We start from the raw sequence: 17,269 nt of genomic DNA, 5'->3' as shown, positions 1-17,269 counted from the left end.
ACAGCATTTCCCGCTCCTATTTCTGTATTAAATGGTTTATTTAACGCTCCATTTTTCGATACGCTGCTGAATGCCTTCATTCATCCGGTCTTCATAGGCCTTGATGTCCAGCTTGTGGATTCTGTCCACATAATCCTGCCATACGCCGTCGAACTCAGCAGGGCTGGCCATAATAGCTTTCGGCAAATACTTAATCATGAGGTCATTCAGTTTGGACTGTGCGAGCTGGGCTGGTGAACCATCCTTAAGCACGATGGAATACGCAGGGAAGTAGATGTTGTTCTCTTTCGGTTCTTTGAAGAATTCGGACCATGATTTCTTGTTGTACGCCTTCAGAATCTTCTGGTCGTAAGGCTTCAGGCTGTCGAAGAATTCCTGAGGCTGTGTACCGGCATCTGCTGCGTTACCGTCGCTGTACGTACCTTGAATCTTAGGCATGTAACCGAACATCCCTGAGATTTTGTTAGCTACCTGCCAGCTGGTCTGATCTGCATTCGCCCGTTGCTCAGGCGTACGGTAGAAGGAACCGTCTGCATTCACTTCATAATCTTCGCCTTTGACGCCCCATTGAAGCGTCTTCTGCCAATCCTCGGTGATCATCTTATCCCAGAATTTGATAATGCGGACAGGGTCCTTGGCATTGATCGAAATTCCGAATCCGCGGTTAGTACCGACCGCTCCGCGGTCACGATACCATTCTTCTGCGCCCGGATAGAGCAGAGGGAAGCCGATATACGTATTTTCCAGCTTGCCTTGGGAGATCAAGGATTTCTCGCCGTCCTGGAAGTTCCAGTGCTGGTCGAACATCCCGATGACCTTGCCGCTTGCAACCTTGGCCAGATACTGGTCATAGTTCTGTACGAACGCTTCTTTATCCATCAAGCCTTGAGCGTTGATATCATTAAGCTTCTTGTAGTACGTCTTGGACATATCCTTGTCGGCAAAAATCTGTGCAACATTGTTATCTACAACAACGGCCCCGTCATTCGGATGCCCCGACAGATGCTCTGGGGGATTCTGCAGCGGGAACACGCGCCAGTCGAAGTTGAGTGATTCGAACCCGATCATGTCCGGGTGTTTTTCTTTATATTTGGCAATGATGTCGAAGTACTCATCCAGGGTCTTAGGAGTAGGGTAGCCCATTTCCTCAAGCACGCCTTTTTGCAGCCAGAAGCCTGGTCCCTGATAAGTAGGCTCGGTAATTTTACCTTGATAGACGCCATAGCTTGGCAGGACGTAGATGTGGCCGTCACTCTCATCCTTGATCTGGTTCCAGACCGCACCGTAATGCTTCTTCAGGTTAGGAGCGTATTTCTCAATCAGATCCTCAAGCGGAATGTATGCCTTGGCATTGATTAATTTGTCGTCACCTGACAGGATGTCCGGGTAATCGCCCCCGGCAATCATGACCCCGAGCTTCTGCTGCAGGTCGCCGACCAGGAATTCCTGGTTGAATGTGATTCCGGTCTCATCTTTGATCAGCTTCAGAAGCTTATTGTCAGGCGTTGGCTGTTGTCCGGGACCATTCATAAATACCGAGAATGTAACCGGAGCCGTGTCGTCTCCGGCTGCTGCCGGGCTTGCATTGGTTCCGCTGGCGGTATCCTTGCCTGCGGTGTCCTTACTTCCGGTGTTGCTGGTGTTATTGCTTGATCCACAGCCTGTCAGTGCCAGTGTGAGTGCTAATACACCGGCCGCAGCGGCTGCTGCTGAACGTTTTGCCGTTTTGTGCATGTTGTTATGCCTCCCCTTTTTGGCTAATCGCTTATGCTTCTAATTTCTCCTGGTGACAACTTTAATTATACGTTTTCAGAATGCGCTTACAATTCATAGAATATAGGTCTTCCCCCCTATAAATTCATAAAAAGAAAACGGTTGCTTGCAGCGCGGCAGCGGAATTGCCGTTCTTTTTGAGCTGGCTATGTGTGGCGTTGAGTGTGGCGTTGAGTGTGGCGTTGAGCCTGCTTAGGTCCTTTTCGGGTTGGCCGTATTTTGTCGGATGAAGGCGGATAAAGAGGTATTAGTGCTCTTCATTTACCCGATTTGCCCGCTTTCGGCGCATTCAGGGGCACTTGTGCACCTCACCATCAGGCTCGTCCCCGCGCTGCGCAATGTAATCGGTTTTTCGATTACATTTGGCCCACACTCGACGTTCTAGCTAACCACACCAAAAAGGATTGGCACAAATACGCCAACCCTACATAACTATATTATCCTATTCGTCAACTAGCTATCCTAAAGTTACTCTACCCGGTGAAGGTATAAGAATGCCCCGCTTCCCCGGTGAAGGACACCGGAGCCAGCCCCGGACCTTCGAGCCGGCAAGGGCCGGATACGGTACATGTTACTACAGCTTCCGTAACGAGTCCACCGCTCCAAGAGAAATCGAGGGTATAGCCGCCTCTTGCCCGCAGTCCCTTGACACTGCCCTCGTTCCATTCGGCAGGCAATGCAGGCAGCAGTCTGATCCTATCCGTATGACTCTGCAGTAGCATCTCAGCGATGCCCGCTGTTCCTCCGAAGTTCCCGTCAATCTGGAACGGCGGATGATTGTCAAACAGGTTAGGCAGGGTCGAATGCTCCAGCAATGCCCGCACATTGGTATAAGCCTTGCCCTCATCCTGCAGTCTGGCCCAGAAGTTAATGATCCAGGCACGGCTCCAGCCGGTATGTCCGCCGCCGCTGGCAAGTCTGCGTTCCAGCGTCGTACGGGCTGCTGCCGCCAGCTCCGGCGTATGCTCCACCGTGAAGGCATCCCCTGGATACAGCGCGAACAGATGCGAAATATGCCGGTGCCCCGGCTCTACCTCTTCATAATCCTCCATCCATTCCTGAATCTGGCCGTATTTACCGATCTGCGGCCCAGGCAAACGGTCCAGCGCTGAACGGAGCTCTTCGCGGAACGCCTCGTCCCGCCCGATGATCTCCGCACTCTGAATGCAGGCCTTGAAAAGGGCTTCAATGATCTGGAAGTCCATAGAGGCTCCGGCACACAGCACGCCCGATTCCCCGCCGGGCAGCTGGTATGTGTTCTCCGGCGAGACGGACGGGCAGGTAATCAACTGGCCCGACTCATCCTCTATCAGGTAATCCAGCAGGAACTGTGCAGATTCCTTCATCGTATCGTAGGCATTCGCCAGATAAAGGCTGTCCTGACTGAACCGGTAATGCTCCCACATATGCAGACACAGCCAAGCTGCTCCCAGCGGCCAGAACGATGCTGGCAGATACGTATCCTGAGGAGCAGTATCTGCCCAGATGTCCGTATTGTGGTGTGCCGTGAAGCCGCCGCAGCCGTACATCACCTTCGCGGTCACCCGTCCCGGCTCACACATCCGTTCGATCAGATCGAACAACGGCTCATGGCATTCCGCCAGATTGCAGATTTCAGCCGGCCAGTAATTCATTTGCGCGTTGATGTTAATCGTGAATTTGCTGTCCCAAGCCGGGGTGAAGCTGTCATTCCAGATGCCTTGCAGATTCGCAGGCAAGGAGCCCGGACGGCTGGAGGCAATCAGCAGAGAACGGCCATATTGAAAATAAGTCGAGATCAGTCCGTGGTCTTCTCCCCCCTGCCGGAACCGATTTAGCCGTTCACTGGTTGGCAGTCCGCTCAGCTCCGGGTTCATCGGGAGCGTCAGCGAGGTCCGGCCGTACAAGCTGCGGTAATCCGCAACATGGCGGGCAAGCAGTTCCTCATAAGGCACCATACTCAAGGCCTCCAACTGCCGCTTGGCATACAGCGCCGGATCGGGATGACGGAACGTGGTTCCTGCGGCAAGCAGCAGCGTAACTGAGCTTGCCCCCTCCACCATCACATATTCGCCGATGTTGCGGCAGGTTCCGTCTCCTGTGACGGCCTTCAATGCAGCAGCGAAGGAGCTGCCCCCGCGCCCGCCGCATTCTCCGCCCATCACCAGCCCGCTGTCATTCCATTTCTCCGTCTTCTCCAGCATTCTCCAGTTCTGGCGGTTAAACCTGGCCTTCAGGGAGATTGCGTTCTTCCGGTCAGAGGTAATCCGCACCACGATGGCTTGATCCGGGTAGCTGGCGAACAGCTCACGGGTATAGCGGACTCCGCCGGTCATATAACTCACCCGGGATACGCCGGATTCGAGATCCAGCTCACGCTGATAATCCTCAGCAGGCTGTTCATGTCCGCTGAATGACAGCAGCAGGTCGCCAAGCGGCAGATAATGGCGCTGTGCTTCCGGCAGCCCCACCATTGTCATTGCCGCCAGCTCCTCCGCCTCCCGCAGCTTGCCTTCCAGAATCAGCTGGCGGAGCTTCGGCAAGTGGGGCAGCGCATCTTCGTTGTTGCGGTCACGCGGACCTCCGTACCATACGGAATCCTCATTAAGCTGCAGCTTCTCCTCAGCCACCCTGCCAAAGATCATCGCCCCCAGTCTGCCGTTGCCGACCGGAAGTGCCTCATTCCATTCCTGTGCCGGCTCCGTGTACCATAACCGCTGGCTCTGTTCCGTGCTTATCATCGCTTTTCCGCTCCTTCGCAGTTAATTCAGTTCCACCAATGCCTTGATCACTTTGGATTCAGGATTCAGCCAGCTCTCGAACTGCAGGGTCATCTCCCCGAACGAGCAGCGGTGGGAAATATAGCGGTCCACATCAATGTAACCGTCTCTAATGGCGCTAATCACCCGTTCGAAGTCCTCGCGGGTCGCATTTCTGCTGCCCTGCACTGTCATCTCGCGGGCATGGAAATCGGGGTCACTAAAGGTAATATTCCCTTTGACCAAGCCGACATAAGTCAATGTACCGCCATGGCCAACCAGTCCGAAGGCGCCTTCCATAGAGGAGATGTTGCCTGTGGAATCAATGACATGCGGCAGGAAGTTGCCGTCCGTCAGTGCCGATAGCTGTTCCTTCGGCTCCTTCAAGGCGCTTACCGCGTGCTCCGCCTGCGCCCAGCCCTTGCAGAAGGCCAGACGTTCATCGTTGACATCCATCGCAATCACCTTGGCACCTGCATATCTGGCCATCGCCATCACACCCAGCCCGATCGGGCCAGCGCCGATCACCAGCACCTGATCCCCGGCGCTGATGCCTGAGCGCCGAACCGCATGGGCACCTATCGCCAGCGGCTCCAGCATGGCCGCCTGATCCAGCGTCAGCCCGTCTGTCTTCAGCAGATTACCTACAGGCAGACTCACCCGTTCCCGCATGCCGCCGTCCAGATGAACACCGAACACTCTCATTTTCTGGCAGCAATTCGTTTTACCACTCAGACAGGCCCTGCACTCTCCGCAATGCAGATACGGAATGACACTGACCTGATCACCGGCGCGAAGCCCTTGCGGGTTGTCGCCAATGCGCTCAATAATCCCGGACAGCTCATGCCCCAGCACACGCGGATAAGTGAAATAAGGCTGGTTGCCCCGGTAAGCATGCAAGTCCGTCCCGCAGATTCCGATTCTGCGTATGCTTACAACCGCTTCCCCGTCCACCAGCTCCGGCTCTGGCAGATCTTCCTTGAATACGAACTTTCCGATCTCCTCACAAATAATTCCCTTCATTATAAACGCTCCCCGTTCCGGCTCTGTGCTTCGTTCCACTCCGGCTGTCCGCTCGGCCAGGTTGCCCCGTCGATCGGCTTCAGAATATCACGCACTTCTGCCAGTAATTGTTGATCTATTGTCTCTTCGGTCCATTTAATATTGTTGCTGATATTCTCCGGCGTTGCCGTACTCACCAGAGTCGTAGGAATCTGCTCATTCGCTGTAGAGAATTGAACCGCCAGCTTGGCGATGTCTTCTCCCTTGTTCCTGCAATATTCAGCAGCACGCTGACACGCGGCCTGAATCTCGGCGCTCGCCGGATGCCAGTCCGGCACCTTGCGGTTACTGAGCAGCCCCATCGAGATAGGTGACGCATTCATCAGCCCCGTGCCGCTCTCCTCCAGCAGCGGAAGGAGCCGGAGCAGTGTGGTATCGTTGAGCGAATAATGGCAATAGGACAGAATGACATCCAGCTTGGTCTGCGGCAGCACCTTCTCGAACACACTCAGCGGCAGGCCGCTGACGCCGAAGTAACGGATTTTGCCCGCCTGCTTCAGCTCTTCCAGCGCCGGTATTCCCTCCTCCATCACCTGCCTAAACGAGCCGAATTCAACATCATGCAGCAGCAGAATATCCAAATAATCTGTGCCCAGTCTGCCCATACTCTCTTCCGCACTGCGGATGATCCGCTCTCTGGAGAAATCGAATTGCCCCTCGCCGTAACGTCCGGCCTTGGTGCTCAGGATATACTTGTCGCGCGGTACCGTCTGCAGTGCCTCGCCCAGCACTGTCTCCGCTTTCATCAGTCCGTAGTACGGGGAGACGTCAACGAGGTTAATCCCCATATCAATCGCCGTATGCACCGTAAGAATCGCCTCATCCTTCGGTACCTCCCGGAACACGCTGCCCAGCGAAGAGGCCCCGAAGCTTAATGCTGAGACCTCAAGTCCCGTATTGCCCAGCTTTCTGTATTTCATATCGCTCAACCTCCTATAATTAGTGAATCCAGCTTATAAAATCTAGCAGCATTCGCTCCAAACACCGGCTCCATCTCTTCCGCAGACAATCGGTCTTGCAGTGCTGTGCGCAGAATCCCCACAACCTCCTCATAGGTTGCCGCCATCAGGCACACAGGCCAGTCGCTGCCGAACATCACCCGCTCAGGTCCGAACAGCTCCAGCACGGCATGTACATAAGCAGTGAAATCCTCCTGCTTCCAGCCCTGGGGATCTGCTTCTGTGATCATCCCGGACAGCTTGCAGTAAATTCCCGGATGCTTAGCTACCTCCGTCATCAAGCTTCGCCACGGCTCTAATTGGCCCGAAGCAATCTTCGGCTTAGCCAGATGGTCAATAACTCCCCGCAGCCCCGGAACCTGTTTCAGCATCTCAATGAGCTGCGGAAGCTGATCGGCCAGCACTAGCAGATCCACCGGCACATCCCGCTCCGCAAGATATGATAGCGCTTCTATATAAGGCCGGGTCAAAAGCACACCGGGGTCTGCCATCTCCTGAATCATCACCCGCAGCCCGGTGAACTTCGGATGTCTGCTGAGACGCTCGAATTCGGCCTGGAAGGAAGGGCTTGCAAGATCCAGCCAGCCAATCACACCCGCGACAGACTCCGCCTGCTCGCTCAGTCCCAGAATATATTCCGTCTCCTCCACCGTAGGCGCAGCCTGTACCACAATCGTGCGGCTGATCCCTTGCTTCATTAGCTCCGGCTCCAGGTCAGCGGGCAGATAATCCCGGAACAACACCGGAATCTCCGGCGTAATCCAGCCATAATCATCCCTGTCTATCTTCCAATAATGCTGGTGAGCATCAATATACATGATAACGCCTCCATTCCACCTTATTGTAAACATCCGATAAAGGAATAAAAATAGCTAAAACAAACAAATTTATACCTTATTTTGATATGATGTGGGTAAGAATGTAGAGATTTAACTCAGGGGGCGACTTCATGGAACCGATCCGCAGGCATTTTGACCATCAATTGCCGTTTACGCTGCTGTTGGACTATAAGGAAACGAAAAGCCCGCAGCGCGAGCTGCCCGACCACCAGCATGACTGGTACGAATTCATCTACGTATACAGCGGCAAAGGAAGCTTTTTCATCGATCAGACCTTTTATGAGATGCATCCGGGTGACATCATTGTCGTTCCCGGAAACACGGTGCACCGGGGATTTCCCGACAATGAGGAGCCGGTGACTTCCTCCGCCCTTTTTTTCAGCCCGGCTCTGATCCATAACCATACCTACAGTGAGTCTTATCCCTATCTGAAGCTGTTCGACGCTGCCAAGACCAACAAGCAGTACAAGTATACCCTGTCTCCTGAGCATGCTGAGATTCTGCAAAATGATATCGATGCGATCCACCGGGAACGCGAGCAGAATCAGCTGGACGGCGGGCAGGCGCTTGCGCTGTTGCTTCATCTTACACTGCTGCATCTGAACCGCTACTGTCTGCCGCAAGCCGCCGAGCCGGTTGCTGCAAATCCCTTGCTGCCGGAGTGGTTCCGTGAGGCGCTCAGCTATATCAACGATCATCTGGATCAGCCGCTGGAGCTATGCTCCCTGGCTGCGCGGGCCTCGATCTCACCCGCACATTTCAGCCGGGTCTTCAAGCAGCGTCTGGGTATGAATGTGACCGATTATATTGCCACTAAGCGGATTTTTGCGGCCAAGGACAGCCTGCTGCAATCAAGCGGTACCATCGAGCAGATTGCCATGGCCTGCGGCTTCGAGAGTCTGCCCCACTTCTACCGTACGTTCAAAAGAATCACCAGCATGACACCCGCCGCCTACCGCAAGAGTAACAGAGCTTACTAGAGCTTCTCTATTCAGCTTACAAAACGTTCAGGTTGGTTACAATTGACCTCAGCCTTAGCTCTGAAGTTCCTCTTCGCGGACGGTTACCGCTTCTCCTTCATAAGTGACGACACAGCTTCCCGCATGCCCCGCCAGTTCTACGGCAAATTGCCTTACCGCCTGCATTCCGGCATAGTCTCCTGCCCGCTTCCCGATAGTCAGGCTGCGGTCCGCTTCACACCAGCTCAGCTCAATCATGGCATAGGAACCGGTCTCATAATTATAATTATCGCCTTCATCTTCATACAGGGTGAAGGCTGCATCCTTGCCCCCGTATACCTTGAGCCGGGTCACAGCCTCCGGCTGTTCATCCGTATACTGAACATCGGGGCCGAGCGGAACAATGGACCCGGCGCGGACATACAAGGGAAGCGTCTCCAGATCCGCTTGTGCTAAAATCGTCACGCCGCCCTCCAGCCATTCATCGCTCCAATAATCGTACCATTCGCCTTCAGGAAGATATACACTGCGCTGCTTAAGAACCCCTTCAAGCTCGCGGGAGCCGGGACCGTAATACATAGCCTCCGTCACGGGAGCCACCATGAAGGCCGGACCGAACATGAACTGGTCGCCGACAGCATGAACCCGCACATCCTCCCGGTAGTCAAAGGCCAGTGCGCGGAACATAGTATAGCTGCGGTGTGCCACAGCTCCGGCCAGGGAGTAGATGTATGGCATCAGCCGGTAACGGAGCTTCAGGTATTTCACCAGCGTATCATACATCGTCTCACCCTCCTCGCCGAACTGCCAGATTTCCCTTGGAGTATCGGTTCCGTGAGAACGGAACATCGGCAGGAACGCGCCAAGCTGGAACCAGCGGACATATAGCTCCCGGTAGCCCAGATCCGCAACACCCTCGTCATAATCCCCGCTCCAGAACCATTGCTCCTTGTGATTCTTCACGAAGAACGCTCCGATATCCAGCGTCCAGTATGGCGAACCGGTCAGGCAAAAGTTAAGGCCGTCTGCAATCTGCTTCCTCAGCGTCTCCCAGTTGGCGGCTATATCACCAGACCATGTAATCGTGCCATAGCGGTGCTGCCCTGCGAATGCGGAGCGTGTCAAGTTGATTACCCGTTTCTCTGATGTCTCGGCCCGCTGGCCTTCATAGATCCCTTTGGAATGCTGCATGGAGTAGGCATTGATCATGCCCGGATCGAGATACCGCTTCGATTCTTCCGTATTAATCAGCAGCCGCTGCTCCGGCTCCGGCTTGACCGCTCCCTTCCAGTCTGCTTCGAACGGCTCGGTGCAATCACACCACCAGGCATCGACTCCATGTGCGAACAGTCCTTCATTGGCCTGCTTCCAGTACAGCTCGCGCGCTTCCTTCCGGAAGGCATCATAAGTAGCCTGATTACCGAGCAAGAAGCCGCGCGCCTTCATCTCTTCATGATTGTCCCCGCCCGCGCCCATGATCGGCCAGATCGATACCATCAGCTTGGCGTTCATGGCGTGCAGGCTGTTCATCATCTGCAAGGGATCGGGGAAGCGGTCAGGATCGAAAGTCTTTTGCCCCCACAGATTGCCCGTCCAGGACTGCCAGTCGAGTACGATACAATCGAGGGGAAGCGAACGTTCACGATACTCCTGCACGATGGCAAGCAGTTCCGCCTGGGAGACGTATCTTTCCTTGGACTGCACATACCCGAAGGACCACTTCGGCAGCATCGGCGCTTCTCCGGTCAGATAGCGGATTCCCGCTGTAATCTGATCGAATTCCGGACCATATATGAAATAGTAATCCATCTCTTCATCCGCATCGCTCCAGAGGTACGAGCCAAAGGCATCATCATGAAAAGTCATATAAGACCCCGAATCTACCAGAATCCCGTAGCCCCGTGTAGACACAAGTACCGGTACAACCGCCTTCATATTCTGCTGGTACAAGTATTGCTGCCTTCCCCGGAGGTTCATCATCCCCTCTTCATGGGAGCCAAGTCCGTACAGGGCTTCCCCTTCCTGCCATTCGAATTCCAGCTTTGTATGAAAAGCCTCCCGGTCCAGCCTCCGGTTAACCCCCTCCGCTCTGGCACGCAGACCATCAGCACCCTGCCCAGTCTCGACCGTGTCTGCTGAAGCATCGAAGACTGTATGATAGACTTCTGTTCGCTCCAGGGTTTTGCCGCCTCTGGCCGGCTCCCGTGTCAGCAATGTGCCGTCCGCAGCTCTGTAGCTGAACGCACAGGTCTCTTTATCCACTTCAATCGTTAGCTGCGCTGTTGATATCTCCAGATGCCCGGGCAGCTCTGTGATTTTGTATTCTACGTTCCCGGCTTCTGGCCGGCTCAGTACCATCAGACTCTCTTTGCCGCTCAGCTCAGCATTCAGCGTATAGCGGATTCTGGCAATCCCCGGCGTACACCAGCCGATATGCATCATTCCCTCACTAGTCGCAAGCCTTACGCCGGCCTCGCCGGATTGAACAGCTATCAGTTTCACAATGGTTCCACCCTTCCTTATGACTTATCTTGATGATAATGATATTATTATTGGCATCGGTTCATCTAGCATATATTTGCGCGATATCAACACAATATGACGATTCACAGGAGGGCATCATGTACGAACACCGTTACCGGGAGAACAAGCTGCACGGCCAGCCGGAATTCCCGCTGCATATCTACCGGGTGGAGCATCAGGCCCGCGTGCATTCCATTCTTCCCGTACATTGGCATAACGAAATGGAGATTATCTATCTGGCAGAAGGCAAGGCTACCTTCCATATTGAGAGCCGCGAGTTCCCCATTCAATCAGGGGATGCCCTGATCGTTCATCCCGGTGAGCTTCATTCGGGCATGGACACCGCCATGGGCGGCACCTGTTATTATTCCATCGTGTTCAAAGGCTCCTGGCTGTCTTCGCCGCAGCCCGACCGGGTGCAGGAGTTGTTCCTGGACCCGGTCCTGCAAGGGACGGTCCGACTTCCTGCTCTATTATCTGCTGCTGATGCCGCCCACTCCCCCTTGCTTCAGCTGATCAGGGAGCTGTTAAGCCGTTATGAGCGTAAGCCTGGGGCATACGAAATGAGTCTGAAGGCGCTCCTGCTGCTGTTCATCGCAGACAGCTATCAATACGGGCTAACCGGGCTGAACCCGGCGCCGGAGACCCGGCACGGCCGAGAATATAACCGGCAGATCCGGGAGGTGCTGAGTTATATGGAGGCGCATTCCCGCGACCGCCTGGAGCTGGATCAGCTGGCCTCTGTGGTAGCGCTGAGCCGCTCGCATTTTTGCAAGTTTTTCAAGGCTCAGACAGGGATGCGCCCGATGGAGTATCTGAATTATATCCGCATTAGCCAGGCGGCCAGCCTGCTCCGCAGCGGATCATACAATGTGCTGGAGGCTGCGCTGGAGTCAGGCTACCAGCATGTCAGCTATTTCTCCAAATGGTTCAAGCATTATATGAACATGACCCCCTCAGAGTACAAGGCACGGTATTCTTCCGGCGTATAGTCTCCGAAGCGGACTCTATTACCATCTGGTGTGGGCGGGAGTGGACAATAAATAGGCTCCGCACGGTACGAGCTAGATTATTAGGCAAGAGATTTCTTGCACCTGGCTGCAAGCCATGCGGACTCAGAGGCAGCTATCTCCCTGAAAACCGAAGAAATGAGCTATTCGCGGACTCAGTGGCCGTTAATTGACTGTTTCTATCTCATTTGGCTTCCATATCCCCCATTAAGGTCTTCTGAGTCCGTAACTTGTGAATAATCACATTTTTGGACAAAATAACGGCCCCTGTGTCCGCACTACTCCAGATGTTGGAGCTAAGGCTTACGTTGCAAATGAGTGGAGCCAAATAGGAGGAACCCTCGCTGTCTTCAACTATCTATCCTGCAAGTAGAGAAGCAGCGCCTGAGAACTCTCTCAGGCGCTGCTCCTTGTCATGCTCTATTCCATCCCGCCCCGCCCGCGACCGCTTAAGCCAGCGTAAACGAAGCAAACTGCGCGCCGCCGCCCCCGGTATAAGTGAAATACAGCGCCTGAACGCCATCCGGAATCGCCACGTCCGCAGCATATTCTTTCCAGACATTCGTGAAGCCTACCGGAATGGAGGCAAGCGCAGGCCCGTCCCATGCCGTCTTCACCTGGAACTCCCCATGGCAATATCCGCGCACCTTGATGGAGACCCGGCTAACCCCCTTGCAGTCAAAATACTTGAACCCGGCAGTCGCCGACTCCGTCATATTGGCAATATAACCAACCTCTTCTTCGCCGTCTCTGCCGTCCTGGGTGATTTTCGGGAACCGGCTGTCCATCCAGGCACCCATTGGTCCGAAGCCTCCGGTATACATCTCCTGATCCTTGGTGAACAGGTGGCAAGCCAGATAAGCCGGATATTCTCCGCATCCTTCCAGCGGGCCGCCGTTCGGGCCGGAGGTTGTAATCTCCACCTGCGGGATGGTACCGTCTTCACGGAACGTAATCGGCTCGATGCAGCCCTGGCGCGAGAACGCGGTCCCGTTGGTATGCCGGTGATAGAAGATATACCACGCTCCATTAACCTCCACGATGCTGCCGTGGTTATTGCCGCCGTAATACATCGTCCGGTCCGCAGGCTTATACGTATCGATATGCAGATCACAGTTGCTCACAATGACTCCCTGATACACGAAATCCCGGGTAGGATGACTGCTGGTGGCATAACACAGCTCATGCATGGAGATGGAGGAGTAGATCAGGTAGTAAATATCCCCTCTTTTGCGGATGGAAGGGGCCTCGAAGAACTCAAAGCCCTCGAAGCCGGTTCCCTGGCTGTAAGGCTGGCTCGGTGCCACGAACACAGGCTCTTCAATAATTGTAAGCATATCGGGACCGAGTACAGTAGCCATCGCCCCGTGTCTGGACTTGTCGCCGTATCCGCAGAAGCCGGTGTACAGGTAGGTGGTGTCTCCTTCAGTCAATACCCCCGGGTCAAACTGCGGCTCATCGCCTTCCCGTTCGCCCAGTCGCGTGCCGTCCCCGTAGGTGACATAGCCGTAGAATTCGTATTTGCCGCCCGGCTTATCGCAGACTGCTACCGATACGACAGAAACCTTGTCCAGTACATAGTAGAGATAGTAGCGCCCGTCCGGTCCCTGCGTCACATCCGGTGCATAGAGACACATGCTGCCTTCCGGGTTCAGCGGGTCATCTGTTGTCTTGTAGATCACACCTTCATACTGCCAATCGCCCAGATTGTCTTCCGGCGCTGACCAGCATACATAGTCGTTCAGACAGAAGGCATGTCCGTTAAACCGGTCGTGCGAGCCATAGACATATACTCTTCCTTCAAAAACATAAGGCTCCGCATCCGGGACGTACTCCCAGGAAGGCAGATATGGGTTGAATCCTTGTGGTTGTGTCATTCTAACATCCTCCATTTGTTATATAGATTGTTGTTTAAGCAAGCACAGTCGCCTGAATCGTGCAGTTGGCGTAATCCGGATGTACATCTCTCTCCCCAGCCACATCGAGCAGTGGAACGCCGTTATTGTTGTAATGGACTCTGTGGATCGCCGAGCATCTCGTTCCATGCTTCACCAGTTGCTCTTCCCCGTGGTAGAGGACTAGCGTAGTACCGTCTGTATCCTGGAAAAAGGAGTTATGCCCCGGACCGTACACCCCGTCCAGCGAATAATAAGAAAGTGCCGGCGTGCCCGCCTTGCTCCAGGCACCGGCATCCAGATAGTCGCCGCCCCGTGGAATGCTTAACCAGCCTACTGCATAGGTATATCCCGTTGCCGCCCCGCCGGAATAGGCAATATACACGGTATCTTCCGTAAGAAGCGGATACGGGCCTTCGTTATTGATCGTGCCCTGAACGTTCTCCCAGCCGAGCAGCGGACGCGACAGCAGCACCGGCTCACTGGTTAATACCGCCGGATTCGCTTCATTTACAGTGGCGATATACAGCATGGAGCCGGTATCCAGCGGCGTTCCGATCCCTTTGCGGTAAGACCAGACTACACAGGAGGTGCCGTCTGCCTTGAAATAAGTCATATCCAGCGTAATGCCGTCTGCGGCCAAAGGAGTTCCGTCCATTCGTTTCGCCCGGACTGGTGTGCTCCAATCCCCAGCCTTCATAATATCACCGCCGGGATTCAGCTTCATAAGATGGCATTGCGGTCCCCATACCTTGCCGCCAACGGCGAACAGGATGTATAGCTCCCCGCCGATGACATGGAATTCCGGCGCCCAGAAGGTCTGGATGAAATTCAGCTCCTCATTCAGGTCCAGGATAACGGCTTCCTGGAAGCCCGGAACGAATAAGTCCTTCAAGGTATCTGCCACGCGGACATAGATGCCGATATTATTGACATTGTCATTGGTAGCCAGGAAATAATACCTGCCGTTCCAAGGGAGAATTACAGGGTCTGCATAGCCGCTTGCCAACGGGAACGGCAAGTCATATGTGACTACTTTGCCATGTATGGTATGCGTTCCCGGCAAGGTGAAATCAATCCCTGTGGTATCCCAAGCGACCTGCTTATCGGCAATGGAGCCGTCCGAATACAGCGCTGTGGCTCTGACCTTTGTCAATTCGTCTGCGGAGTGGACACTGACCTGCTCCTCTACGCGAATACCGGTGTTATACACCGGGGTCCAGGCTGCCTGAACCTTGCGGCCTGTGGGACCGTCCACTGTCAGCACATTCCCCGGACGGGTTCCGGGTAGCGGCTGAACGGGCTGCTCTACCGTGTAAGCTTCCGCAGGCTCCGGCGGCGAGATCCCTTCCGGCTTCCGCAGGTCGGCCAGCCGGTTCACATAATAGTTGCCGTCGTTGTCCTGCCAGCGGATCTCATATCCGCCGGTGCTGTCCAGTGTGCAGACGGCTTCTTTTACATAGCGTTCATTATCGAGCCGGACAAGCCGCTGGACATCGAAGGTCACCAGATCCGGCGAGGTCCACAGCAGAATCTGCCCTTTGCTCTCCCCGTCATCCTCCCCCGAGGCGTCAATCCTTACGGCAATCATCCCGAAAGCACCATCCTGTGTGCGGAACAGATAGGGATTTTTAAGTCCTTTTTCATGGATCACATTCTTCTCATCTACAGTGGCCACGGCAAATAATAGGCCATAGTTCCGGTTAAGCGGCTGAAATTCGTTATGATCATCTGTGCAGGCCATATGAACACTGTTGCTGAGAGACCCGGTATAATCCTGGTTCGATATGCGCGTGTAGACTGTAAGCTTCGTTAGCTCTAACACCTCATTCATAGCTCTATCACCCTAACCTTTTTATTCACCTTGCAGCATGTCCCTACCAGTATAGAGAAGCTTTTGGCGTGAAGTCCATGACATATAGACACCTAAGATTGATCTATCCTTAGATTATTGGCCTGAGCCGGAATCGTCTATAAATTATCTGGAAAACGCTTTAATCTTTATACCGCAGCTTATGATATACTTGGGCAAAATAAAATTCACCTGGAGGATGTTATGATAAATACTACAGAGGGCTCTATTCACACAGGAGAGTACAGAAATTTGTTCCTTGAGATCGGACTGCGTCCGGAGGCGATTCAGCAGCGGCTGGAAGATACCTGGAACGAAATGTTCTACGGTGCCCCTGATGTCCGGCTCTACCATACTATGGATGATGATAAGGGTTATATCGTAGATACAGGCAATACCGATGTGCGCACAGAGGGCATGTCGTACGGGATGATGATGGCGGTTCAGATGGATAAAAAGGAGGAGTTCGACCGGCTCTGGAATTTCGCCAAAGTCTTCATGCAGCATACGGAGGGCCGTTATAAGGATTATTTCGCCTGGCAATGCAGGCTGGACGGTACAAGGCTGTCGCAAGGACCCGCCCCGGACGGAGAGGAGTTCTTCGCGATGGCACTGTTCTTCGCTTCCAGCCGCTGGGGCGACGGGGCCGCGCCGTTCAATTATTCCGAGCAGGCCAGAATCATTCTCCGCGCCTGTGTGCATAAGGGAGAAGACGGAGAAGGCCATCCGATGTGGGATCCCGAGACCCGGCTGATCAAGTTCATTCCGGAGACTCCGTTCAGCGATCCTTCCTATCATTTGCCGCATTTCTATGATCTGTTCGCCCTGCAGGCGGATGAAGCAGACCGGGCATTCTGGAAGGATGCAGCTGCCCGGAGTCGGGATTACCTGCACAAGGCCTGCCATCCCGTAACCGGCCTGTCGCCGGAATATGCGAACTATGACGGAACTCCGGCGGAACCCCAGCCGCATGGCGACTTCCGCCACTTCTTCAGTGATGCCTACAGGGTAGCCGCCAACATTGGGCTGGATTATGAATGGTTCCGCTGCGATGCTTGGCAGGTAGAGCAGTCTAACCGCATTCAGGCATTCTTCCGCAGTATCGATCCGGCCGATTACCGGCGGTATACGATTGACGGCCAGCCGTTTGACGAGCTGTCCCTGCATCCGGTCGGCCTGCTGTCCACTCTGGCAATGGCCTCGCTCGCTGCCGATGGCCCGGATACCGGGCACTTCGTCAAGCTGTTCTGGAACACCCCGCTGCGCACCGGAGAGCGGCGCTATTATGACAACTGCCTGTACTTCTTCACCATGCTGGCGCTGAGCGGGAATTACCGGATTTATATGTAAAAGAAACTAACTAGAGTTGGTTCATCACTGTACTCCTTTGACCTACTTCTGGCGGGGCTGATGGAGTATGCAGAGAGAAATCAGGGGCACTTGTGCTCCTGATTTGTTCATTTCGCCCGTGTCCGGCATATTCAGGTGCACTAATGCTCCTTATTCCCTCATTTCGCCTACGTCTAACAAATTCAAGTGCACTAATGCTCTTCATTTGCTCATTTCACCTACGTCCGGCAAATTCAAGTGCACTTGTGCTCCTCATTAACTCACTAGGCCCGCATCCACCATATCAATGCACTCATTTAGCCCAAGTCC

Annotated in this window: 11 protein-coding genes; 3 read left to right on the top strand and 8 right to left on the bottom strand. The window is 54.3% G+C overall.

Annotation, left to right across the window (positions count from 1 at the left end):
* Positions 1-36: 36 nt before the first annotated feature.
* The 5 genes from NYE24_RS32900 to NYE24_RS32880 all read right to left on the bottom strand — a co-directional run bounded on the left by NYE24_RS32900 (position 37) and on the right by NYE24_RS32880 (position 7,350).
* Complete coding sequence (locus tag NYE24_RS32900) at positions 37-1,734, bottom strand: extracellular solute-binding protein (protein WP_036693455.1); 1,698 nt, start codon at positions 1,732-1,734, stop codon at positions 37-39.
* 512 nt (positions 1,735-2,246) lie between these two features.
* A complete protein-coding gene (locus NYE24_RS32895; protein ID WP_342477660.1) occupies positions 2,247-4,493 on the bottom strand; it encodes a glycoside hydrolase family 95 protein in 2,247 nt (748 codons plus the stop codon).
* A 21-nt stretch (positions 4,494-4,514) separates the two neighbouring features.
* Positions 4,515-5,534: a zinc-binding alcohol dehydrogenase family protein gene (locus NYE24_RS32890; RefSeq protein ID WP_036693458.1), complete on the bottom strand. Its 1,020-nt coding sequence runs from the start codon at positions 5,532-5,534 to the stop codon at positions 4,515-4,517.
* Positions 5,534-6,493 carry an aldo/keto reductase gene (locus tag NYE24_RS32885; protein WP_342477659.1) on the bottom strand — a complete coding sequence of 320 codons (960 nt, stop codon included), beginning with the start codon at positions 6,491-6,493 and terminating at the stop codon, positions 5,534-5,536. The genes NYE24_RS32890 and NYE24_RS32885 overlap by 1 nt, the downstream gene beginning before the upstream one ends.
* A 5-nt stretch (positions 6,494-6,498) precedes the next feature.
* Complete coding sequence (locus tag NYE24_RS32880; RefSeq protein WP_342477658.1) at positions 6,499-7,350, bottom strand: amidohydrolase family protein; 852 nt, start codon at positions 7,348-7,350, stop codon at positions 6,499-6,501.
* A 131-nt stretch (positions 7,351-7,481) separates the two neighbouring features.
* On the opposite strand from NYE24_RS32880, the gene NYE24_RS32875 reads away from it, so the two are divergent.
* Positions 7,482-8,351 carry an AraC family transcriptional regulator gene (locus NYE24_RS32875; protein ID WP_036693462.1) on the top strand — a complete coding sequence of 290 codons (870 nt, stop codon included), beginning with the start codon at positions 7,482-7,484 and terminating at the stop codon, positions 8,349-8,351.
* A gap of 54 nt (positions 8,352-8,405) precedes the next feature.
* On the opposite strand, the gene NYE24_RS32870 is transcribed toward NYE24_RS32875, so the two are convergent.
* Positions 8,406-10,832, bottom strand: a complete 2,427-nt coding sequence (locus NYE24_RS32870) for a TIM-barrel domain-containing protein (protein WP_342477657.1) — start codon at positions 10,830-10,832, stop codon at positions 8,406-8,408.
* A gap of 119 nt (positions 10,833-10,951) precedes the next feature.
* Between NYE24_RS32870 and NYE24_RS32865 the strand changes: the two genes are divergently transcribed.
* Positions 10,952-11,845, top strand: coding sequence for an AraC family transcriptional regulator (locus tag NYE24_RS32865; protein WP_051493318.1), 894 nt, complete (start codon positions 10,952-10,954; stop codon positions 11,843-11,845).
* Positions 11,846-12,312: 467 nt separating this feature from the next.
* Here NYE24_RS32865 and NYE24_RS32860 read toward each other — a convergent pair whose 3' ends face one another.
* On the bottom strand, positions 12,313-13,740 hold the full coding sequence (locus tag NYE24_RS32860) for a family 43 glycosylhydrolase (RefSeq protein WP_342477656.1): 1,428 nt from the start codon (positions 13,738-13,740) through the stop codon (positions 12,313-12,315).
* A gap of 34 nt (positions 13,741-13,774) precedes the next feature.
* Positions 13,775-15,592, bottom strand: coding sequence for a family 43 glycosylhydrolase (locus tag NYE24_RS32855; protein WP_342477655.1), 1,818 nt, complete (start codon positions 15,590-15,592; stop codon positions 13,775-13,777).
* A gap of 222 nt (positions 15,593-15,814) precedes the next feature.
* Here NYE24_RS32855 and NYE24_RS32850 point away from each other — a divergent pair, with 222 nt between their 5' ends.
* Entirely contained in the window at positions 15,815-16,960 is a 1,146-nt protein-coding gene (locus tag NYE24_RS32850; RefSeq protein ID WP_342477654.1) for a glycosyl hydrolase family 8, read from the top strand.
* Positions 16,961-17,269: the final 309 nt, after the last annotated feature.

It is taken from the genome of Paenibacillus sp. FSL H7-0350 (genome assembly GCF_038593195.1).
GTDB lineage: Bacteria > Bacillota > Bacilli > Paenibacillales > Paenibacillaceae > Paenibacillus_AQ.
Note: the sequence above shows the minus strand (reverse complement) of the source record. Positions and strands in the feature narration are given on the sequence as shown.